Raw genomic sequence first — 22,648 nt, forward strand, 5'->3', positions numbered from 1 at the left:
TCTCATATGCAAGATAATCAAATCCCAATTTTGATGATGCTTGCATCTTGGCGTCGCAGTCGAACGGTTAATGTCGTGATGTCTGGGGGCGCAATCTTATCAAGCTTCGGCGAACCCACTGGGGTTCCAGTTGACCGCCAACTCTGATCTCAGAAGGCTGTAACTGTTGAAGGGTAGGGCACAGAATTTAGCAATACTACCCAAGGACGAGCCATGGTGATAATCGTGAGCGAAAGAATCAAACAGGCAAACTGATCCGTCCTAGCCCTGTTCTGGTTATCGGCTAAGGGGAGCAAATGCTGATTTACGAACTCGCCGCATTTGGTGCCGCGACCTGTTGGGCAGTGACCGGACTTATCTCCGCAGGACCAGCGGGGCATCTTGGTGCACCAACATTTAATCATGTACGCCAAATTTTTGTCACGGGTTTACTCCTCACTTACGTTGTCTTTACCGGAACTTGGCGCGAGTTGAATATTAGCAATATTGGCCCACTTGTGCTATCTGGCGTCATTGGAATTTTCTTTGGTGACACCGTTCTTTTTGCCGCCTTAAATCGCTTGGGACCTCGTCGTTCAGGTATTCTTTTCGCGATGAATGCGCCGATAGCAGCGGTCATGGGTTGGTTGGTTCTGGGCGAAACGCTCGCATTACGTTCGGTTCTAGGGATTGGATTGACAATTTTCGGTGTCTGTCTCGCAATTTTCTTTGGTAAAAGAACCAATCAAAAACACCCTTGGGAGGCAGTCAAAGGCGCATTATGGGTCGGCGTTTCATTTGGAATTCTTGCAGCACTTGGACAGGCCGTTGGTTCGATAATTGTCCGCCCCGTGATGGAGTCCGGAATTGATCCTTTCGTCGGCTCGCTGATGCGGGTCGGTGTCGCTGCAGCATGCCTTAGCGCGTTCACCCGTTTACCTATCGCTTCGGTCAAGCCCCGTAATCCTCCAACCTTACCCGTCCTCGCGATGACAGCACTGTCGGGGTTTGTGGCATTAGCTGTTGGTATGACACTACTCCTTTATGCACTTTCAGGCGGCAAAACAGGCATTGTATCGACCATTTCAGCGACAACGCCGGTGATCATATTGCCAATGTTGTGGTTACGGACGGGCGAGCGTCCGGCTGGAGGTGCTTGGCTTGGCGCTGCGTTTGTAGTCGCAGGACTTGCCCTAATTGTTTACCGCTAGTTTCCATCCGCCGATAAAGACAGGCTGGACCGTTCCCGGAGGGGGGCAGCGCACGCCAAATGGTGCTTGATCATCTTGAATTTTGTTCGCTCGTACCGGAAAACAGAACAAGATAATACATACTGCTGAATGTCCAGCGTGCGCCAATACATTTTAGGATAGCGTGTGGCGCCCAGTGCGGCATATTAGACTGGCCTCATTGTCGGTGCAGTCAATTTGGTTGTCTTCTACCCGGCGCTCGGCGATTAGAAGAAGCAGTGTTGCGGGCTGGAACCTTCATCAAGAAGCAGTGACTTTCTTACCATTGCGCAACTCTGACACTGCTTAGATCCCTATTCACTTTGTTGCAATCTTTCTCGATATGCAGAAATTTACAAGTGATCGTGGTTCACAGCCAGTCGCAGCAGCTTGACAGCCTCCTGATATCTGAGCAGTAGCTAAAATGAAGAACGTCAATTAAAAGTCCAACAAACGACTCGCGATGGATATCGGACTACTTTAACAATGTCGGGTATTGAGCAACAAATGAAAAAAACAATTTTACTTGGTGCTATTATTGTCTCCTGCGCGACAACAGGTGCACGCTCAGCAGAACTGTCTATCACGCAACGAGTAGTCGCCAGCGAAATGAATCAGATCGTGTTCATTAAAGCGATAACGCAGCGGATCGCGGAACAGTGTCCAAACTATTCCATCGATGACAAGAAATTGGATGCCAGGCGAGATTCTGTGATGAGCATCGCAAAGACAATGTTTTCATCCGGCCAAGCCTTCATGGAAGCGGCCGGTATGAATGCAAAAGACAAAATGAGTGCGGAATTGAAGCTATTCTTCCAAACACGAGGTGTGAATTGGAGTTCTTCGTCCGCCGCTTATTGCGAACTGGCAGAGGGTCTTGATGTCATCAAGTCGCCAGTGAGTGATTACTTGGTAAAGCGATGATACCGGCAGTTAACGAGTACGCGCTGAATCCCTAGTTCATAGACTTATCGCTGTAATTTGTTCGCACTAATTTTTGAGAAATCAAGTCAACCAGATTAATCGAGCACTCCCGCTATAGTCTATGAATTGACAGTGCTTAGCCACGCCTTTAGTGGCTTTCATTTTGGATCCTCACGGTTGTGAATTTTTTATGGCACGCATCGTCAACGATGCGTGATCGCAAGCATATGAAACTCTTCTTGAAACGGCAGGCGTAGTGTTTATAAGCCAACGCCGAATCTTTAATTATTCTGATTGTCACTGCACGGTTCGCGTTCTGCCTTTCAACGACGCGCCAAATGAATCAGGGTTCTTTCGTCGGAGCATCACCTCCAAGGTGCATTGATGAACACTCGGCAGAGGGCAATGGGATACAACTCGGGCTTGCCTGGTCTTTTGAGGTCAATATGTCTACGCAATTGCTGGCAATGGTGCTGGCGCCGCTTCTGGGACTGTTTATTGTCAGTATTGGGAACGGATTCCTGTCATCACTGACCACATTGCGTCTAGACGCGGCGGGTGAGACTGCAACCGTTGTTGGGATCGTTTCCTCCGCATATTTTATTGGATTAACGCTAGGTGCATTATTTCACGATCGTCTGATTGTGAGAATTGGCCATATTCGTGCCTATAGCAGTTTCGCATCGCTTATAGCCGTAAGTGTGCTGCTTCAGGGCCTATATTTTGACACGTGGTTCTGGTTTTTTCTTCGATTACTATATGGATGGGCTGCTATCGGGGTATTTCTCGTCATCGAGAGTTGGCTACTGCTCGCTTCGGACGAAAAGATGCGCGGAAGGATTCTCGCTCTATATATGATTGCGCTATACGGGTCTGGGATGATGGGGCAGGCTGGCCTCGGCGTTATTGACTCCTGGGGAACTGTTGCGCCTTTCATGGCAGCTGGAATGTTAGCTTCCTTGTCGGTCTTGCCAATAGTCATACTTCCAAAAGTAACTCCGGTCGTTGAGAAGATAGAACCGCTCAAGCCCTTTGAATTGTTGCGTATGACACCCAGCGGGGTCATTGGCTGCTTCGGATCTGGTATTGCTATTGCTGCAATCTATGCGCTGCTACCGCTTTATCTCCAACGTATTGGACTGAATGTGAGCGATGTCGGCACGATGATGGCAAGCGTGATCTTCGGTGCCATGGTTCTGCAGTACCCCGTTGGTCGATGGTCCGACAGACAAGACCGGCGTATCGTTTTGATAATTCTAAGCATCACTTGTGTGGTTCTCGCCGGCGCAATAATTGCGATGTCACCAAGTTCACCAATGCTTATCTACATTTTCTTTCTGCTCGGTGGTGGTATCTTTGCAATTTACCCGGTGGCGGTGAGTTATTCTGCAGACAGCACTTCGGCCGACGCGCTTGTCCGGATGATTCAAGGGTTGTTACTGATTAACTCCCTCGGTTCTGCGATCAGTCCACTGATTATTTCTCCCATCATGGCTGCAGTCGGACCTTCTGGTTTGTTCTGGGCGCTCGGTATTCTAAATGTTTTGATGGCAGGGTTCTTCACGTGGAGACGAGGCGCCAGGCCGGAATCAATCCCTGCCGCACCATTTGCTCCAGCGACACCTTTCTCCCCAATCGGAGCGGAACTGCGTGTTACAGATGAAATGATACAAGGTGCAATTGAAAACGATAAGAATGACACAAATCATGTGATACTACCGAACACAGGGTGAGATGTGACTGGTCGTTTTAGGTGCTGGGTCTCTTTATCTCGGCTCCGATGGCATTGTATTACCCTCGCTACCCAATGAACTCGAATGAACACGCTTAAAACAGCTGCGGAAATGACATCTCTTAACAGGTATGGAGAAAGAAACTGAGTGTTCAATCACTGGCTATCGAGGGCGACAGATCCAATCCAATCATAAGATTTTTGCTAGGCACGTGCGGCGGCTTTCTGATGATTGACGCCGGAATCCTTATGTCGATGGGTTTGTTTAATTTCGGCGTAACCTTGCCTGCATTTCTGGGGCTGATCCTGGTGCTTCTTTCTTTGCAATGGGGTCGCATAACGGGATGGTTCAGTAGATCTCGCTTTCGTCGATTTTGTTGGCGAGCCCTTCTTGCGGCATTCTTCCTGTGGTTAGCATCGTTGCTGGGATATTTTTTTCTTATTCACAAAGAACTACAACAACCGACCGCCAATCTGCCATCCGCTAACTCTATTTTGGTACTGGGTTCTGGGACGCCTAACTGTGCGGCATCTTCTACCCTTCAATCACGACTGAACAAAGCACTTGAACTTGCCTCGAATTGGCCGACTAGTCGCATCATAGTTAGCGGTGGAGTTGACTTCGGACTTCGCTGTTCGGAAGCATCCGTAATGGCAGACTTCTTGGCGGCCAAAGGATTTTCAACGAATCGCATCATGCTTGAGGAGCGCAGCACCAGTACGGATGAAAATCTCCGCTTCAGTGCCAATATCCTAAGCGCCAATGGGATCAGTCTTGATGATACGATTGCGCTTGTCACCAGTGACTTTCATGTGGCGAGGGCGATGCGTATCGCACGCAAGGCGGGCTTCACTTCGATCCAAGGGATACCTGCGCCAACGCCGCTTTATTTGCGCTACAACGCTTGGCTGCGTGAATATTTCGCGAATATAAGCGGATTTTTGTTGGGAGAATACTAGTCCGCATAAAGGCACTCAGCCTCATGAAGTAGCTACTTGACGTTTTTTCGCGAACTGACACCGGTCTTCTCCAGTGTCTGATAAACCTCGTCAGTAAGCTGTCTTTAGTTCATCCTGCTTATCCTCTTTTCGTTGAATGCCAGTGCGTTCCAGTGTTTGCCGTACTGGCGTTAAAAGTAACTTTAGGTGCTGTTTCAATAACTTCTGACGAAGACATCAAGTTTCGGTCAAGCAACTAAGAAACCATGCTACTTTCGCAGATATTAATCACAATTTAGACTAGACGTCGTGATTGCTCATATTTCAAACCAAAGACGATCTCGGTCTGTGACCTTGCCAACTTTGCCGTCAAATCACAAATAATACAGCCGCCGCGCACAAACCTGCGCCTGCTGCAGTCATCATCAATTTCTCACCCGACCTGAACTGACGTTGCTGATACCTGACAGAAAGCGCGAGCGGTATCGTTGCAGCGGATGTATTTCCGTAATGCTCGATGCTTCTATCCATTCTGTCCTCCAGCACTCCAATGCTCGTGCGAAGGGCGTTGCATAGGCGCAAATTAGCCTGGTGAGGAATAAGATAATCTATCTGCGCTGACGAAAGCGCAGTCTGGTCCATGACTTTACGAGTGACCTGTGTCATTAGCGACACCGCCCTTGAAAAGACCTCACGACCATCCCGCATAGATATAAACTGTTCATCCTTTGAATGTCTCGGATCAAATGGACGATTGCTGCCGCCGGCAGGAATTTGGATTAGGTCATATCCACTTCCATCGGACAACAAAGCTGCAGCCTTGAGGCCTACTTCCTTGTCCGAACAAGGAAGGAGAACTACAGCTCCTGCTCCGTCCGCGAACAGTATTCTTGTTGATCGGTCAAGCGGGTTTGTGCGACGACTAAGGATATTCGCCGCAACAATCAATACAGCCTGGCCACTAGTTCGAACGAACCCGTCCGCTAGCTTAAGGGCATAAAGAAAACCTGAGCATGCTCCTGTAAGATCAATAGCGCCCGAATGCGTCAGTCCAAGACGAAGAGCGAGCAGGGGCGCGGAGGGCGGCAAGAGATGGTCTGGCGTAGAGGTTGCAAGAAGAGTCAACGCAATTTCAGAACGTGAGATTTGAGCGCAATCAAGCGCCATTTCTCCCGCCTTCGTTGCAAGGTTGGTTAGTGTGTCACTTTCATTCGCCCAATAGCGTGATTTAATACCCGTTCGGCGTTCTATCCATCCAGATTCCAGGCTAAGCTGCGCCTCGATCTCGGAATTTCTTACAATCCGAGACGGGACAGAGTGACCAAAGCCGGCCATGCGTGAAGATGGGGTGAGCATTATGTCGTTACCGTCGCGCACAGAGATGCAGCCTCATCGATCGCGTCATAAGTTGCTGAAAGATCATCTGCGCTGGAGCAGTAGGGTGGCATGAGGTAAACCACATTTCCAAGCGGACGTAGCAAAACTCCCCGCCCACGACAGAACCTGCGAAGGAATTGTCCAGTTTCCGCCAAGTATCCGTTTGAAGCAGAACCTAGATCAAGGGCTGCAATCGTTCCGCATTGTCGAACATTGTTAAACCTTGGATCATTCTTAAAGCGCGCAAGATTTGTAGCATTCAGTTCGATGATCTTATCGATGCGAGCAGCGACAGGCTCATCGCTCCATATATCTAAATTCGCCAGTGCAGCGGCACAAGCAATCGGATTTGCGGTGTAGGAACTGGAATGGAAGAAGGTTTTTCGGCGGTCAGACGAAAAATGTGCGCTGAAAATTTCTTCGGTACAAAGAGTTGCTGCTAGCGGGAGTGAGCCTCCCGTGAGACCTTTCGACGTGCATAGTATATCGGGGGTTATACCAGCTTGGCAACATGCGAAAGGCGTTCCCGTACGCCCCCAGCCGGTCATGACTTCATCAGCAATAAACAGACAACCGTAACGGTTCGCGACATTCTTTAGTTCACTTAGCACGGATGCGGAATAGAATTTCATTCCACCCGCGCCAAGCACAAGCGGCTCAACAAGAAGCGCTGCGACATTGCCGCGACGGCAACACGCCTCAAAGGCATCGATGCATTTTTCCGCAGAACCAATCTGGGGGAAGGGGATACGGTCAACGTTGAACAGAAGCGGTGTGAAAGGAGCGTTGAAGACACCACGCTCCCCCACTGACATCGTGCCGATTGTGTCGCCGTGGTAGCTATGCTCCATGACCACGATCCGATTGCGGGCAATGCCACGGTTATAGAAGGCCCCAAGTGCCATCTTTATAGCAACCTCAACAGCCGTGGAACCGCTGTCGGAATAGAAGACTTTTCCAAGTCCACTCGGTGCAAATGCCAATAGCTTCTTAGCAAGGTTTTCTGCTGGCGCATGCGTGAATTCTGAAAAGATGATTTGATCAATGTTTTCGCATGCATGCCGGATTGCGGCCATGATACGAGGGTGACGATGCCCGTGAGTTGTAACCCACCAAGAAGAAATAGCGTCGAAGATGCGATTTCCATCTTCATCGAAGAGATAAGCACCTTCCGTTGTCTTGATCGTCTTAAAAGGCAGATCAAGAGCATGTTGGGTAAACGGATACCAAGTCGGGGAGTGGGTCACGAACTGGCATCCTTAAACGTCATGATATCAAAATTCCGGTTGAAAGCATCCCGTAAGGTTTCTTTGGTCAAGTTTGGTAAAAACGGTAATCGGCCCAATATCCTTATTTTCCCAATTTCAGCGATTATGTTTTGTGTGTTCTTATTCTCATCGCCAATAAACGCTACGCCGCAAATAGGTATATTGCGCTGACGCAGTGCTTCGATTGAGAGAAGAGTATGATTGATGGTACCAAGCGAGGTACGCGCGCAGATCACAACAGGAAGTTGCCATTCGGCGAACAGGTCAACAAAGAGAAGTTTCTTTGAAAGAGGGACCAGTAGACCGCCTGCGCCTTCAATGATCAGCGCATCAATCTCGGATGGCGGCAGAAGAACCTCAGCGATGATTTCCACGCCTTCGTGCATTGCCGAATAATGGGGCGACGCTGGAATGCGTAGTCGATAGGCCTCCCTGAGGAAGTGCTTAGGGGGTAGATCACACAGCCGCGCGACTGTTTCAGTGTCCGTTTCGTCCGCAAGACCAGATTGAACAGGTTTCCAATAATATCCTTTCAATGCCGAAGTCAGCGCCGCGGAGAAGATGGTTTTGCCGACGCCAGTGTCGGTTCCTGTGATGACAAGACGATATGTCATACCGGTGTTTCCTCCAGGGTCCTTGCGAGACAGGTGAGCATTTCGGCGATGCGCTGTTCGTTGACATTGAGTGTAATAGAAAGACGAAGCCGAGCGGTCCCGTTTGGTACTGTCGGGGGGCGTATAGCGCGGATGTCAAAACCATTTCGCTGCAGGGCATACGCAACTGTGTTAGCGCGGGAACTGCTGCCAAGCAAAATGGGCTGAATGTGAGTGCCTTCAGGCGAGATATCAAGCAATCTCGAAATTTCATCGCCAGCGAAGGCGACAAGCCGTTCGAGTGATTGCCGCCTTTCCGGTTCTTCACTGACCATGCAAAGAGCTTCGCGAACTAATGCAGCGATCAACGGTGAAGGAGCAGTGGAGTAAATGAAAGGGCGCGCGCGGTTGATTAGACAACTTATCAAGACCTCTGGCCCCGTAACTAGCGCACCTGAGATACCAAGAGCTTTCCCACAAGCGTGCAAAATTATAAAGTTTTCTTGCGAACCTAAGCACGAAGCGAGTCCCTTGCCGCCATCACCTAGCACAGCAGTTGCATGCGCCTCATCAATGACAAGGAGGCCGTTATGTCTCGCCGCAACGTCGGCCAGTTCAGCGAGTGGTGCTTTATCGCCATCCATCGAATAAAGGCTTTCAACAGCGATCCAAGGCCTTCCTTTCCCACCCTGTTCACGCCAATTACGAACTACAGCTTCGAAATGATTGACGTCATTGTGTAAAACAGCAACAGATCGCGCCTTGCTGGCGACAATGCCATCTCGTGCGCTAGCATGGAGAAGCGTGTCAAAGACGATCAGATCACTTCGGGACGGTAAGTTCGAAAATAGCGCAAAGTTAGCGAGGTAACCGTTTGCAAAGTAGAGAGCCTTTTGTGCGCCGAAGAATGATGCTGCTTCACTTTCGAGTGCCTCGTGTTCGGGATGATTACCGCGCAAAAGACGGGATCCACCTGAACCAATTGGCACTCCTCTTTCGACTGCGCTTTTGGCAGCAGACTTTAATCGCTGAGAATTAGCAAAGCCGAGAAAGTCATTGGAGGTAAAATCAACGCCAGCGGATGGAACAAGCCGCCGAAGTCGTCCTTTGCTCTCCAGTTGATGCAAGGTAGCTGTGTAGTCCTTGAACATGGCCATAATCAGTTCAGATTCGCCGTGGTTGCAGTCGTAATCCCAAGGCGGCGGAAAAGAACTGCGTCATGATCCTCCCCGGGGTTTCCTGCTGTTAGCAACGTCTCCCCGATGAAAATAGAATTGGCTCCAGCAAAAAAGCACAGAGCTTGCATTTCATCGCTCATCGCATTTCGGCCTGCAGAGAGCCTTAAATAGGATTTTGGCATCAAAATCCGTGCGAGGGCAATCGTTCGAATAAAATCGATGGGATCGACCATCTGGGCGCCCTGCAATTTCGAACCAGGGATGGGGATTAGCTGATTAATCGGGACACTCTCAGGCGGAGTAGGCAGATTGGCCAGCGTGAGAAGCATAGAAATCCGGTCTTCTATGGTCTCTCCCATTCCCAAAATGCCGCCCGAACAAACGTTGATTCCGGCCGCCCGTACATTATGCAGTGTATTTAGCCTGTCATCAAATTTCCGCGTGGTAATAATTTCACTGTAGAAACTCTCGGAAGTATCAATGTTGTGATTGTAGTAATCGAGCCCAGCGGCGGCCAGAGCTTGTGCCTGGTCGAGTCTCAACATTCCGAGCGTCATACATGTTTCTATCCCGAGCGCACGCACGCCCTTAATCATGGCCATTATCGCTGCCATGTCTCTGTCTTTAGGACTTCGCCACGCAGCGCCCATGCAGTAACGCGTTGCACCGGCAGCTTTCGCCTTCTTTGCTTCAGCGATGACCCTCTCGACTTGAAGAAGTTTGGATGCTTTCAGGCCAGTTGGATTGTGCATCGACTGGCTGCAGTATCCGCAGTCCTCAGGACAGCCTCCAGTTTTTATCGACATCAATTGGCACGTTTGAACGACATTCGGATCAAAATTCTCGCGATGAACCCTTTGAGCTTCAAAAATGAGATCGAAAAAAGGCTTTTTATAGATAATATATGCGGCCTCCTGTGTCAAAAGCGGCCTATTGCCCGCAAAACCAGGAAGAAAGACATCATTTTCGACGATCTCAGACATATAATTTCCTTTGCAGAATCACTTTATAGATAGTCTGCAGGATTATCTATATTTCATCAAGGGTGTTGGTTGCATGGGTTTCGTTAGGCGTAATGCCAACTGATATGCCCGTGTTCGACGAAGGACATCCAGTACACAGATCTCCTTCCAACTCAGCATGTTTATTCGCGGACCGTTGCCGACCAGCGGCAGGGCATACTCGTGTACAAAGGCCAATGGTCAGCAGCGCGAAAACTTTTTCGGGTGGATATACGAGCTAAGCACACTCTCAAGCCGGCGGAACAAGGGTACGAGCCGCAATGCCGATATTCGCGATGGCCTATCGCGAATGCAGTGCCCTCCATTTATAAATGGAAATGGTTGGCACCGTGGCGATCGACCGACCCTATGCCATGAGACGTACGCCTTGATCGCCGCTATCAGTGTAAGACGGTTGTCCCTCTCGGCTGTATGAAAGCCAAGATAATGCGTCACGTACCGGCTTCGCTTGAACCAGTTTTGCACAGGGTAACCATAGATGCATCAAGCGCGGATTGGCGACACCTTCAACCACAACTGAGGGCGGCAGCTTGTTTTATCCCATCGGGGTCATCTAATAATTAAGCACCTTTACTGACGAAGCTCTCTACCAACCACGCCACGTTGAAGCCGCTCTGATACAACCTTGATGGCTTGCACAGCCTCTTTGGCGGTCCAGCCAGCCTCAACTGCTTCCGAAATGAGGTCGCGAACGCCTGGAACACTCGTGCCCTCCACGACTGCATCTGCATCCTCTTCTGAACGCCCGCCTAGAGTTGCATTCTTTAAAATGTTAGTTAAAGACGGCGTCACCGCTTCTTCGCAATCAGTGGATCTGGCGGGATATGCATTATCAAATTTGGGGCTCAACATCAGCCTTCCTTCTGTCTCTTTTACATCATCATGAATTTTGACTGTCATGAACTTTGGATAACGAGCAGTAACTACCCGTCAAATCGGTTCCACTATTTGGATGAAACGTCTGAACTGCGGAAATGGTCCATAAATATCTTTTCTTTCGCATCACCGCCTGCTGGAATAATCCAGGCTTTGCCATTTCAATGGAAACCTGGCCGGTGTCCAGGATCGTTTCGCCACTACATTTGACGCTCAGTCGCAACAGCAACCTTGCACACGGGGAAGGCCGGGTTCGCTTCGGACTAAGCCTCTAGGCTTGGTATCAAAGCGAAAGCACGGCCTGATTTTGCTATTGCGATACTGTCACAGCTGTAATTTTCAATTTTGGCGCACGAGTTTGCCGTCTAACGTAAAGCTCGACGGCATTGCGACAAGCACCGTTTGTGTCTACTAATGGACGGACACACTGATGGCATTAAGCTATTGATCTAACTTTGGAATCAAAAGGGGGCGCGAATCATGTTGTCTCATGGTAATGGCAAAAGGGAATGGCACGCGAATTGCCTATCCAGACTTTTGGTCGCCTCTCTTGGCACTCCGTACACAATTAATTCCAGCAATCTGGTATTGAAGGCAGGTTATTGATGACCGAGCGGGCGCGTTCGATCCATTCGGGAAAGCTGTTTGGGCTAGATTTCGGTATAGCCATGGGACTTGCCGCCGCTGTGACATTTTTTGTTCTCAGCGGGATCGTGACTTATGTAAACTTTCAAACCGTAGGCATTGCAAATCAGAAAATCGTTGAGACCCATCGTGCCATCGTTTCTCTTCAAAGCTTGTTATCAAAGCTTCAGGATGCCGAGACCGGACAGCGCGGTTTTCTCTTAACCGGTGAAGAGAGCTATCTCACGCCCTATCGAACAGCAGTGGGCGGTATCACAGATCAGATCGAACGAGTGTCCAAGCGCACCGAGGAAAGTTTCGGGCAACAAGACAGATTGGCGAAGTTGAGACAACACGTAGCAGCCAAGCTCGCCGAGATGAGTGAAGCCATTGAATTGCGTCGGGCGCAGGGCCTTGAGGCTGCGCTTCCGTTGGTTCGTTCCGACCGCGGAAAATTGGAAATGGACGCGATCCGTGAGACGGTCGACGCAATGATCCAGTTCGAAAATGAAATGCGCGCTGCACGTCTGATTGAAATGGCGCAGGCCCAAACTCGGGCCCTGATCAGTACAGTCCTCGCAGGAGCGTTGGGGCTCGTTTTAACAGCAGTAGTCGGATATTTGTTGCGCAGGGGTGCGCTGATTAGATCTCGCGAAGAATGGCTTCAGAACGGCGAAATTGGTTTGGCGTCCGCGATGATCGGCGATCAACGTATCGACGAACTTGGTGCGAATATCCTTGATTACCTTACTCAATACACCGGTGCAGTTGCAGGCGCTTTTTTTAGTGGCGAGCGTAATCACTATCGCCGTGTAGCAGTTTATGGCGTGCCTGATGATCGTTCAGTTCCACTTGAATTTGCACGCCGTGAAGGTCTACTTGGGCAGGCGGCGGCAAGCGGAAACGTTGTTGTCTTAGACAATATTCCAGACGGCTATTTGGCGTTCGGCTCAGCGCTTGGTAGCGACAAGCCTAAACACCTCATCATCTTACCGGGCACCATTCAAGGAACGGTCAATGCTGTAGTTGAACTCGGATTTTTGAAGCCGATAGACGAAAAAGCAATCGCTTTGCTCACGGAAGCCTCCGAGGCAATCGCTCTTAGCGTCCAAGCGGCTGTGTATCGCGGAGAACTGCAGAATCTACTTGAAGAGACGCAGCAGCAATCCGAAGAATTGCAAGCACAGGGTGAAGAGCTCCGTGTTTCAAATGAAGAATTAGAAGAACAAAGCCGGGTTCTTAGAGAATCTCAATCACGGCTTGAACAGCAACAGGCTGAGTTGGAGCAGACCAACAGTCAGCTCGAGGAACAGGCGAACCAGCTGGAAATACAGCGCACAGATCTCGAACGCGCCAACGCTGCGGTACTACTCAAAGCGCAGGAACTTGAGCGCTCAAGCCAGTATAAGAGCGATTTTCTCGCCAATATGTCGCATGAACTTCGCACTCCGCTGAATTCATCGCTAATTCTTGCTAAACTTCTGGCAGATAATCCGGATGAAAACCTGACCGACGAGCAAGTCAAATACGCTCGTACCATCCAGTCGTCTGGCAATGACCTTCTCAACCTGATTAATGACATTCTCGATCTTTCGAAAATCGAAGCAGGCCATGTTGATGTTCATCCTGAGGTGATGCCTCTGGCACGCATGTCGTCGGCGTTGCGTCAGGTTTTTGAACCTCTCGCCAATGAAAAGAAGCTCGAATTCAACATTGAGATGGCAGAAAATCTGCCCAGATCGTTAGAGACCGATCCACAACGACTTGAGCAAATACTCAAAAATCTCATCTCGAATGCGATTAAATTCACCGCTCAGGGCGAGGTGTCCCTTTCTATCGCCAAGGATGACGATGAGAGAATTGCCTTCTCGGTGAGCGATACCGGTATTGGGATTTCGACAGAGCAGCTTAGAAACATTTTTGAAGCTTTTCATCAAGCTGACAGCACCATTAGCCGACGTTACGGAGGCACGGGATTGGGACTGTCCATATCACGTCAGCTTGCTCAATTGTTGGGCGGATCAATTACCGTCGAAAGTGCGCTCGGAAAGGGTAGCACATTTACGCTGACAGTCCCCGTAAGATATATTAGCGGGATCAAAGCATCAGAACATGCACAATCCTTGTCCTTACCCGAAAGGACGGATGCGCAACAACAGTCGAACCGGCCCGTTATCCCGGCTCACCGGTTCCTGGAGGACGATCGCGAAGCAATCAATGAAGATAAGCGCGTTCTGCTCGTCATCGAGGATGACGATACTTTCGCAGCAATCGTGCGCGATCTGTCTCGCGAAATGGGTTTTTATTCGGTGGTTGCACGCACGGCGGAAGAAGCGCTTAGGGTCGCAAGGGATTTTTCACCCAATGCTATCGTTCTAGACGTCGGGCTACCCGATCAATCAGGCTTGTCTGTTCTAGACCGCCTGAAAAACGACGTGCGAACGCGCCACATACCGATACATGTCATCTCAGCAGGCGATCATACGCAGACAGCATTCTCTTTGGGCGCGGTGGGTTACCTAACGAAGCCTGTCAGTCGTGAGCAGCTTGTGGACGTTCTCGGTAAGCTCGAAGCCAAGCTCTCCCAACGGATGCATCGCGTTCTCATCGTTGAAGACGACGAGCGGCAACGTGAAGCTGTCGCCAAACTATTAGGCTCCAGCGACGTTGAGACCATGACCGCCAGCAACGCGGCCGAATGCCTTAATCTCTTGCGCGAACAGACTTTTGATTGCATGGTACTTGATCTTTCGCTCCCCGATGCATCAGGTTTTTCTTTGCTCGAGACACTCAGCAACGAAAGCGCCTATGCGTTTCCACCTGTCATCGTCTACACTGGCCGCGAACTTTCGTCAGAAAATGAACAGAAGCTTCGCCGCTATTCCAAGTCAATTATCATTAAGGGCGCAAAATCTCCCGAGCGCCTTTTAGATGAAGTTAGTCTGTTTCTTCACCAGATCATCTCTGAATTGCCGGCGGAACAGCAACAAATGATCCGGAAAGCCCGTCATCGGGACGCTTTGCTCGAAGGCCGCCGAATTCTGATAGTCGAAGATGACATTCGCAACGTGTACGCGTTAACCAATATCCTTGAACCACGCGGCGCTGAGGTCGTAATTGCCCGCAATGGAGTTGAAGCGGTCGAGGCGTTAGAACACTCCTTGGGTCAGCAAGATACACGGATTGACCTTGTGCTTATGGATGTAATGATGCCTGTGCTGGATGGGCTGGCGGCAACCAAACAAATTCGTGAGAACCCCGCCTTCAAAAAATTGCCAATTATCACCTTGACCGCCAAGGCGATGCCAGATGATCAGCAACGTTGCATCGAAGCCGGTGCCAGTGACTATATGGCCAAACCTCTCGACGTGGATAAACTCTTGTCGCTCGTTCGCGTCTGGATGCCTAAATGAAGACCGTTGAACAGACCCGCTCAGCTGAAGAAATCGAGATCAGGTTACTCCTTGAGGCGTTGTTTCTTCGCTATCATTATGATTTCCGCTGCTATTCAATGGGGTCGATCAAGCGCCGCCTGACACAGGCCCGCCAGCAAATGGGATTTCCAAGCTTTTCGGCCATGCAGGAGCGACTGTTGCATGATCCTGAAATGTTGCCGCAGTTACTGCGCTACTTAACCGTCCAAGTCAGCGACATGTTCCGTGATCCAGATTATTTCCGGGCAATTCGTGAGCGTGTTATTCCCCATCTGCGCACTTACCCCTCATTGAAAGTCTGGATCGCAGGGTGCAGTAGCGGTGAGGAACTGTACTCAATGGTGATTTTGTTCCGTGAAGAGGGCCTGGAAGACCGCACCATATTCTACGCAACAGATATAAGCCAAGAAGCGTTGCAAGCGGCAGAAGCGGGCGTTTATTCAATCGAGCGAGTGCAATCGTTCACGACAAATCACCAGCAGTCAGGCGGTAAAACATCGCTGTCAGACTATTATCAGGCCGCTTATGGCCGTATTTCGCTAGACAAGACACTGCGCCGCAATGTCGTTTTCTCAGACCATAGTCTGGTAACCGATGCAGTATTTGGCGAAATGCACCTAATCTCCTGCCGCAACGTGCTTATCTATTTTGATCCAGAACTAAAAGACCGTGTTTTTGGCCTATTCAAAGAATCTCTCACACATCGCGGCTTTCTCGGATTGGGAGCAAAAGAAAGTGTGCGCTTTTCGGCTCATGCCGGCGCGTTTGCTGACTTTGTGCGTGAGGAGAAAATCTACCAACGAGCTTCAACATGAGAACGACTCCCGCTCAGGCAGTTGTGATAGGTGCTTCCGCGGGAGCATTTGACGCACTGACGGGGATACTCCCGAACTTGCCAACAAGTTTCCCGATTCCTGTTATTGTCGTGGTACATCTGCCGCCCGATAAGCACAGTCTGTTGTCTGAACTTTTCCGACAAAAGTGCCGTCTACCCGTCATTGAAGTTGAAGACGGGCAGCCGCTCGATCCTGGGAAAATCTATTTTGCGCCCCCGGATTATCACTTGTTTGTCGAGGCAGGCAGCACATTGTCGCTTTCAAAAGACAGTCCTGTTTTGTATTCAAGGCCTTCGATCGATGTCCTGTTTGAGAGCGCGTGTGACGTATTTGGAGCAGAGCTGATCGCTGTGATTTTATCAGGTGCCAATGAAGACGGTGCTGCCGGAAGTGCGCTTATTAGCGCTGCCGGTGGAACAGTCATTGTTCAGGACCCTGACGAAGCACTTGTTTCAACAATGCCGGAAGCCACTTTTAGCAGATGTCCGGATGCAATAGTTCTATCGCTTCAAGCGATCGTCCAGTATTTAAGAGAGGTTTAAGTCAACACATGAAACCCGCATCGTTTCTCCTCGTTGACGATCTTGAGGAAAACCTAGTCGCATTAGAAGCTCTCTTGCGGCGCGATGGCCTGCACCTGCTTAAGGCGACGTCAGGAGATCAGGCTCTAGAACTGCTTTTGGAGCATGAGGTGGCACTCGCACTAGTCGATGTTCAGATGCCTGGACTTGACGGTTTCCAACTCGCAGAGTTGATGCGGGGCAACGAGCGCACCAAACACGTTCCAATTATTTTTGTTACAGCAGGTGCAGGTGGCCAGCGACGTTTCCAAGGCTATGAAGCCGGCGCTGTTGATTTTATTCAAAAGCCAATCGAAGCGGATATCCTTCGAAGCAAAGCGAGCGTCTTTTATGACCTCTATCGTCAAAAGCAGCAACTCGCAGCGCAACGCGATGAACTTGCAGCGCAAACTGATGCACTAAGGCAGGCTGCTCAGCAAAAAGATATTCTCCTTCAGGAAACTAATCACCGGATCAAGAATTTATTTGGCCTCGCGTCCGGCCTCATTTCTCTGAGCGCTCGCTCAGCAGATAATATCGATCAGCTTGTAGCTGATCTTCGATCACGTATGCAGTCGCTAGCGCGGGCTCATGAACTCACACTTCCAGTGCTCGGAAAGGATATTTCAGTTGAGCGCGAAACTTCTGTTATCAAACTGATCCAAGCAATTGTTGCGCCCCATCAAGGCAACCGCCAAACGCCAATCGAGATTTCAGGTATCGACGTTCCTATCGCAGGAAATGGCTTAACTTCTTTCGCGCTTCTGTTGCATGAACTGACAACAAACTCCGCCAAATACGGCGCTTTATCGTCACCTGATGGCCAACTTACCATTGATATTTCAGTTTCTAACGACGAACTACATCTGCATTGGAAGGAAGTTGCAGATGTAGTGATCCAGCAACCTCCCGAGCGAAAAGGTTTCGGCGCGACGCTCGAGAAAGCAACAGTACAGGGCTTGAATGGAACGATTTCCCGCGACTGGCGGCCTGAAGGCTTATCTCTGTCACTGAATGTACCGACGAACCGGCTTTTAGCTACAAATCACCAACTGCAAGCAAACCAGCAATGATTGAGGGGGAAACCACGGGCACGCTCGAGGGGGTTAGACGATGTCAATCTCAACAAAGACGGGCGGTTCAAATCTCTCAGTACTCAACATCATCGCAGGACTATCCCTGATCAGGCTCATCGTGCAGGTCGACAAACGGCCCCGGAGGCATGCAGGTAAATAGGAGAACTAACTTTAAGGAACCGTGCCAATTTTCGTCAATGGGGTGCACCGCTAGCAAGCGTCTGAATACGATCAATAGCAGTTTCATATGAGACACGGCGCAGGTTGGGGAATTATGTTACAACCGACCTAGGCTCAAATTGAGATGGAACTTTCCTCCATAGGCGGGGTTAGTATTTTTGCTAACTAAAAACAGTGAGGAAATGCCATGAAAATTACAACGATCCTTCTCGCAAGCGCAATGGCTTTTGCTCCGGCACTTGCTGGCGCTCAGGCGACACAAACACCGAACAGTGATGCCCCGGGAGCAACCGATACCCCGACGCATGACGATAAAACGCCTGATGCAGGCCAGAACAGCCTCACCGAAGCGCAAGCCACTGAACTTTTTAATAAAGCGGGTTATGCCGACCTCAGCAATCTGAAACTCAACGAGCAAGGCCTTTGGCAGGCATCCTCGATGAAGGACGGTAAAAGTGTGATGCTCACACTGGATGCCGAAGGAAAAGTATCGGAACATATGATGTAAGCTCCGTGGGTAGACATGATGAGAGAGCCGCTGATGCGGCTTTCTACGTATGCTCAACATATATCTTTACGGCGCTATCACGCATTCCTGAAAGAAACTCCGTCACGAATGCTGTTGATTTGAAGTAGCTATGATTTGCTTAAGCCGAAAGCTGTGCGGAATGATTCTGCAAGTTATCGTACTGATACTTGAACGGGCGCGGTTTCTGCGGCACCGAACGCGTTTGTGATGATGAGTTTATACCAGCCGCTATCCATTTCCACTGCGGGATGGCTTGCGGTGCCAAAGATGAGGAAAGGTGTATCCCTTCCGCTCGTCGAACTCCGCTCATCAATCTTGGAATATTCCCCGTTCTGCTCTTCTGACCGAAACCATTCGAACTTGGCATAATCGGAGAAATTAACGGCTGCCATAATGAAGGATCCGTAACTGCCCACTTCGACAACCAGAACATCACCAGAGCGTGGTTCCTGGAACCGGATTCCTGGCGGGCCAAAACATACCACTTGGTCATCCTTAAACACGCCTGGATGGGGATAGCCATTGCTTTGCATGCCGACACCGCCGCCCGCAGTAATTGGCAGAACTAAGAAAACATAGTTCTTCCTTTTCTCCACTAATAACAGTAGCGTCGTTGTCTCATAGCCACTTGCAAACGTAGACATGCTTTCGCACCCCTCCCATTTGTCAGGCACAGCATCAGTAGCAAGATAGAACAACGTATAGCCTAAGACGGTACCCGCGAACGGAGAGGCCGAATTCTTCCAGGTGATATTGATGGCTTCTGGATAGGCCGTGTTTGCCTCGATTGAGGTGATCAAAGGGAGTGACAAACGGCATGAAGTCTGAGCGTAGAAATTGCTGTCACTACCGGCTAACGGCTTACCGTTGGCTCCAGATCCGTTAGGATTGGCCCCAGTATCCGAACCTCTCGCTACCGGAAGGACCGTCACCGCCCAAATCTCCCGTTCGTCACATATACTATTGTCGGGCAAGGTTATGGTCTCTGTTTCGTGCTGCTGTAAATTGTCGAATTGCTTTGAAAGCGCGTTATCCCATGAATCTCCATCAATAGCTCTCTTGTAAAAAACTCGGTATGCTTCGATGAGATTGCATCCCACGGGGGAAGCTTGCGTCGAAGCTTCTTTCTCGTGTGATTTGCTTTCATCCAGGACTTCCAAATGTTCGAGACGCACGAAATCACTACAATTATTAACACTCCGCCATCCCACGCTTATCGCGTTAATACTTGAGGACGGTCCAGCTTCCACAGAGGGCATGGTAAAGCGCTGTACGAAGTCACGGTAGTCTGAAAGAAGAACAAACCCACCAAATGTTGGAGGAACAAGCGTATCTGTGCTTGCGTAGAGACCCACCACCAACTCATAGGGGGATGTTCCTCTGGCGTTGAGATAACCCGTCAAGACGGGGCCGCCGGAATCACCTCCTTGTCCATAGCCGCTACCTTCCTCATGTTCAAAAAGGAAATCGAATTGTCTTGAAGGCGGATAATGTTCATCGGGTATTTCTCTTGCGACAATTCCCCAGGCTGTGCCAAGCCGCAAACTGTTGCCTCTTCCATAACCATACATGCTAACGCGTCGGTTGATGATGCTACCATCGTCCACTAACTCCATATCGATCGGTGCATAGTCATCTAGTCGATATGGTCGAGCTAACCGAAGCGCAATCAGATCGCCTGTCTCAGGGTATTGCGCTTCAACAACTTGTAGCCCCTGTCGGTAAGGCGGCGGTGAGCCAGGAATTGAAGCAGAGTTTGTAGCGATGACTAAAACGTCGTCTAAGCTTATAATCTCACCTTGAGCGTTGTTAAGCCCATGTCGTGTGGTAAGAACCCACATATCCGATAGCAGAATTCCCGTACCAGCTCTGAACAGAGTGGGGTTACCATGGTCATCACGAGTGACAACACACTTGATCTTTACGACCCAGGGAATGAATGGCGCGTCAGGACCACCCGCGACGCGCTTCATAAAGCGAACAGGATCGGTAAGCGGCGTGGCACGGCTGAATGACCTTTTAACATTTTTTTTAGACTTCATAATGAATCACCAAATTATACCTAAATGGAGACACCCACGTTAAGCGTATTCTGAACAGTTGATATTCCAATTTGTTGTTCGCGACTTACAGCCATTACGTGCGAGCTATGCTGAACCATTTCTATTCGTTAGAGATTGAACGGCCTGCGATAATTGAAGAAACGTCCGTCCCGGAGGGGAGGCATCAAAGGAGCAGTTGACAAGTCTGTGCGCTCCGCTACCAATTACAGGAGGAGATTTTTGGCAGAGCCAATGCTTTTGAGATTGGATTGGCTTGCCATCAACTCATTCAAATGCATCCACCTGGCAACCTCCTGTTCTGATAAATTAGTCATCGGCTCGTATTGTCTCCATCGGTCTACGCCGACGGGAAAATTCCATTGCGCTTGACAGATTTGAGCAAGTCGCTGAGAATAACTGGTCTGGTGGACAGACCAGCGGATCAGTATGAGGATTGCCTTGAAACTACTACACGACCTCTTGCTCGACAAAGATGGCGGTCTGGGGCGCGACTTGGAGCGCCGGACGATACGCGATGTAATCGCCGATAAAATTGCGGCGCTGATTGCCTCGGGGCTTCTTCAGATTGGTGATGAACTCCCCGGGGAACGCGAATTGGCCACCGCGCTTTCTGTCAGCCGTCAGACAATACGTGGCGCAATTCAAGTTTTGTCCGCCCGCGGAATATTGGAAGTGGCGCAAGGCGCGCGAACGCGTATTGCCAGCGTTGACCTCTCGGCGACGTCAATCGGGATTACGTCTCGACTAAACGTGGACCTCTATGATGTTCACGCCGTGCATGCTGCCCGAATGCTCATTGAACAACACATCGTCGGCGAGGCTGCTTTACGCATAAGTCAAACTGCACTTGAAAGATTGCGCCTTTCCATTAAAGCGCAAATTGAGTGTCTGAATGATCCGGTACGATTTCTCATTTGCGATCGAGAATTTCACGTCACGATCTATCGCGAGTGCGGAAACCCATTGCTCGCTGATATCGTTACGGATCTTTACACCTACATGATGGATCATCGACGTCACGCGGTGGCTCAGCCTGGCGCGTTGGAAGGGAGTTACTCGGACCACTTGCAGATCATCAACGCGTTGGAGCGACATGACCAGGCCGCTGCCATGGCGGCTTTCGCAGTGCACGAGGAACGGATCTACGCCTCAACGCAGAAGTCAATGATAACCAGTAGTAAAAATCGCCAATCCGCCAACCGGTGAGCGTTAGTAATATAGGATTTACAAAGAGGGGCAACTCGAATGCATGTAATGATCATCGGCGCAGCCGGGATGGTGGGACGAAAGTTAGCAAACGAAATCGCAGCTGCACCAGAGTCAATGGGAGGATCCGGGGCTCAGTCTTTGACATTGGTGGATGTTATAGCTCCCGAGGCACCTTGTGGTTTTAGCGGGCGGGTTGAAGCCATATCCGCTGACATCTCCGATCCGAACGTTTTTCCTTCACTCATTGCCAGCCGACCCGATATAATCTTCCATTTGGCGGCAATCGTGTCCGGCGAGGCGGAACTTGATTTTGAAAAAGGCTACGCAATCAATCTTGACGCCACACGCTATCTATTGGAGGCCATACGTAGACAGGGCGAAGCCGCGCCATATAAACCACGTGTAGTTTTCACTTCTTCGATCGCTGTCTTCGGCGCACCTTTTCCCGAGCGCATCGATGATGAGTTCTTTTTAACTCCACGCACAAGCTACGGGACACAAAAAGCGATCGGTGAGCTCTTGCTTGCTGATTATACCCGCCGGGGCTTTCTTGATGGCATCGGCATTCGTTTACCAACCGTTTGCATTAGACCGGGATTACCCAATAAGGCTGCCTCAGGCTTTTTCTCCAATATTCTCAGGGAACCTCTCGTTGGAAAAGAAGCTATTCTACCTGTAGATGATACCGTCAGGCACTGGCATGTCAGTCCGCGCCGGGCCGTCGGCTTTTTGATACATGCAGCAACCCTCGATCTTCAACTGCTAGGACACCGCTGCATTCTCAACATGCCTGGGTTATCCGCGACTGTTGGTGAACAGATTGAAGCCTTGCGCCGAGCGGCTGGAGATAAGGTCGTTGCCTTGATTAGACGCGAACGCGACCCGTTAATCGCAAAGATAGTGGACAGTTGGCCGCAGGATTTCAATGCCCGCCGCGCTCAGGAATTGGGATTTGTCGCCGACACATCATTTGATGAAATCATCAGAATTCATATGAATGATGAACTGGGACAAGGATGA

At 50.0% G+C, this 22,648-nt stretch carries 18 protein-coding genes; 11 read left to right on the forward strand and 7 right to left on the reverse strand.

Translation table 11 applies throughout. From position 1 onward, the window contains the following. Positions 1-296 precede the first annotated feature (296 nt). From QSJ70_RS17275 to QSJ70_RS17290, 4 genes are all read left to right on the forward strand, one after another. Positions 297-1,190, forward strand: a complete 894-nt coding sequence (locus QSJ70_RS17275) for a DMT family transporter (RefSeq protein ID WP_285538166.1) — start codon at positions 297-299, stop codon at positions 1,188-1,190. A 504-nt stretch (positions 1,191-1,694) separates the two neighbouring features. After that, positions 1,695-2,132 carry a hypothetical protein gene (locus QSJ70_RS17280; RefSeq protein ID WP_285538168.1) on the forward strand — a complete coding sequence of 146 codons (438 nt, stop codon included), beginning with the start codon at positions 1,695-1,697 and terminating at the stop codon, positions 2,130-2,132. 446 nt (positions 2,133-2,578) lie between these two features. After that, the gene (locus tag QSJ70_RS17285) at positions 2,579-3,865 is read left to right on the forward strand and encodes an MFS transporter (protein ID WP_285538169.1); all 1,287 of its coding nucleotides are present in this window, start codon (positions 2,579-2,581) and stop codon (positions 3,863-3,865) included. Between the two features lie 227 nt (positions 3,866-4,092). After that, positions 4,093-4,824 carry a YdcF family protein gene (locus QSJ70_RS17290; protein WP_285538171.1) on the forward strand — a complete coding sequence of 244 codons (732 nt, stop codon included), beginning with the start codon at positions 4,093-4,095 and terminating at the stop codon, positions 4,822-4,824. A gap of 348 nt (positions 4,825-5,172) precedes the next feature. Here the strand turns inward: QSJ70_RS17290 and QSJ70_RS17295 are convergent, their stop codons facing one another. The 6 genes from QSJ70_RS17295 to QSJ70_RS17320 all read right to left on the reverse strand — a co-directional run bounded on the left by QSJ70_RS17295 (position 5,173) and on the right by QSJ70_RS17320 (position 11,141). Further along, positions 5,173-6,159, reverse strand: a complete 987-nt coding sequence (locus QSJ70_RS17295; RefSeq protein WP_215781667.1) for a beta-ketoacyl-ACP synthase III — start codon at positions 6,157-6,159, stop codon at positions 5,173-5,175. Then, positions 6,159-7,427, reverse strand: coding sequence for an adenosylmethionine--8-amino-7-oxononanoate transaminase (locus QSJ70_RS17300; protein ID WP_215781668.1), 1,269 nt, complete (start codon positions 7,425-7,427; stop codon positions 6,159-6,161). The genes QSJ70_RS17295 and QSJ70_RS17300 overlap by 1 nt, the downstream gene beginning before the upstream one ends. Next, the gene (gene bioD / locus QSJ70_RS17305; protein ID WP_215781669.1) at positions 7,424-8,062 is read right to left on the reverse strand and encodes a dethiobiotin synthase; all 639 of its coding nucleotides are present in this window, start codon (positions 8,060-8,062) and stop codon (positions 7,424-7,426) included. Before bioD ends, QSJ70_RS17300 begins: the two co-directional genes overlap by 4 nt. Then, positions 8,059-9,192: an 8-amino-7-oxononanoate synthase gene (locus tag QSJ70_RS17310; RefSeq protein ID WP_285538174.1), complete on the reverse strand. Its 1,134-nt coding sequence runs from the start codon at positions 9,190-9,192 to the stop codon at positions 8,059-8,061. The genes bioD and QSJ70_RS17310 overlap by 4 nt, the downstream gene beginning before the upstream one ends. Before the next feature lie 8 nt (positions 9,193-9,200). Beyond that, a complete protein-coding gene (gene bioB, locus QSJ70_RS17315; RefSeq protein WP_285538176.1) occupies positions 9,201-10,202 on the reverse strand; it encodes a biotin synthase BioB in 1,002 nt (333 codons plus the stop codon). A gap of 609 nt (positions 10,203-10,811) precedes the next feature. Beyond that, positions 10,812-11,141 carry a hypothetical protein gene (locus QSJ70_RS17320; RefSeq protein ID WP_285538178.1) on the reverse strand — a complete coding sequence of 110 codons (330 nt, stop codon included), beginning with the start codon at positions 11,139-11,141 and terminating at the stop codon, positions 10,812-10,814. A gap of 581 nt (positions 11,142-11,722) precedes the next feature. Between QSJ70_RS17320 and QSJ70_RS17325 the strand changes: the two genes are divergently transcribed. The 5 genes from QSJ70_RS17325 (at position 11,723) to QSJ70_RS17345 (ending at position 18,335) form a co-directional block, all read left to right on the forward strand. Next, positions 11,723-15,154 carry a response regulator gene (locus QSJ70_RS17325; protein ID WP_285538180.1) on the forward strand — a complete coding sequence of 1,144 codons (3,432 nt, stop codon included), beginning with the start codon at positions 11,723-11,725 and terminating at the stop codon, positions 15,152-15,154. Further along, positions 15,151-15,990: a CheR family methyltransferase gene (locus QSJ70_RS17330; protein WP_215781677.1), complete on the forward strand. Its 840-nt coding sequence runs from the start codon at positions 15,151-15,153 to the stop codon at positions 15,988-15,990. Before QSJ70_RS17325 ends, QSJ70_RS17330 begins: the two co-directional genes overlap by 4 nt. Beyond that, complete coding sequence (locus tag QSJ70_RS17335; RefSeq protein WP_215780629.1) at positions 15,987-16,553, forward strand: chemotaxis protein CheB; 567 nt, start codon at positions 15,987-15,989, stop codon at positions 16,551-16,553. Before QSJ70_RS17330 ends, QSJ70_RS17335 begins: the two co-directional genes overlap by 4 nt. A gap of 8 nt (positions 16,554-16,561) precedes the next feature. Then, a complete protein-coding gene (locus tag QSJ70_RS17340; RefSeq protein WP_215780630.1) occupies positions 16,562-17,644 on the forward strand; it encodes a response regulator in 1,083 nt (360 codons plus the stop codon). Between the two features lie 370 nt (positions 17,645-18,014). Then, entirely contained in the window at positions 18,015-18,335 is a 321-nt protein-coding gene (locus QSJ70_RS17345) for a hypothetical protein (RefSeq protein ID WP_215780631.1), read from the forward strand. A gap of 173 nt (positions 18,336-18,508) precedes the next feature. On the opposite strand, the gene QSJ70_RS17350 is transcribed toward QSJ70_RS17345, so the two are convergent. Beyond that, positions 18,509-20,398 carry a trypsin-like serine protease gene (locus QSJ70_RS17350; protein ID WP_285538184.1) on the reverse strand — a complete coding sequence of 630 codons (1,890 nt, stop codon included), beginning with the start codon at positions 20,396-20,398 and terminating at the stop codon, positions 18,509-18,511. A 447-nt stretch (positions 20,399-20,845) separates the two neighbouring features. On the opposite strand from QSJ70_RS17350, the gene QSJ70_RS17355 reads away from it, so the two are divergent. Together QSJ70_RS17355 and denD are read left to right on the forward strand one after the other, a co-directional pair. Next, positions 20,846-21,625, forward strand: a complete 780-nt coding sequence (locus tag QSJ70_RS17355) for a FadR/GntR family transcriptional regulator (protein ID WP_285538186.1) — start codon at positions 20,846-20,848, stop codon at positions 21,623-21,625. Between the two features lie 39 nt (positions 21,626-21,664). Beyond that, entirely contained in the window at positions 21,665-22,648 is a 984-nt protein-coding gene (denD, locus tag QSJ70_RS17360; RefSeq protein ID WP_285538188.1) for a D-erythronate dehydrogenase, read from the forward strand.

Source organism: Brucella sp. NBRC 12950 (assembly GCF_030268145.1).
Lineage (GTDB): Bacteria > Pseudomonadota > Alphaproteobacteria > Rhizobiales > Rhizobiaceae > Brucella.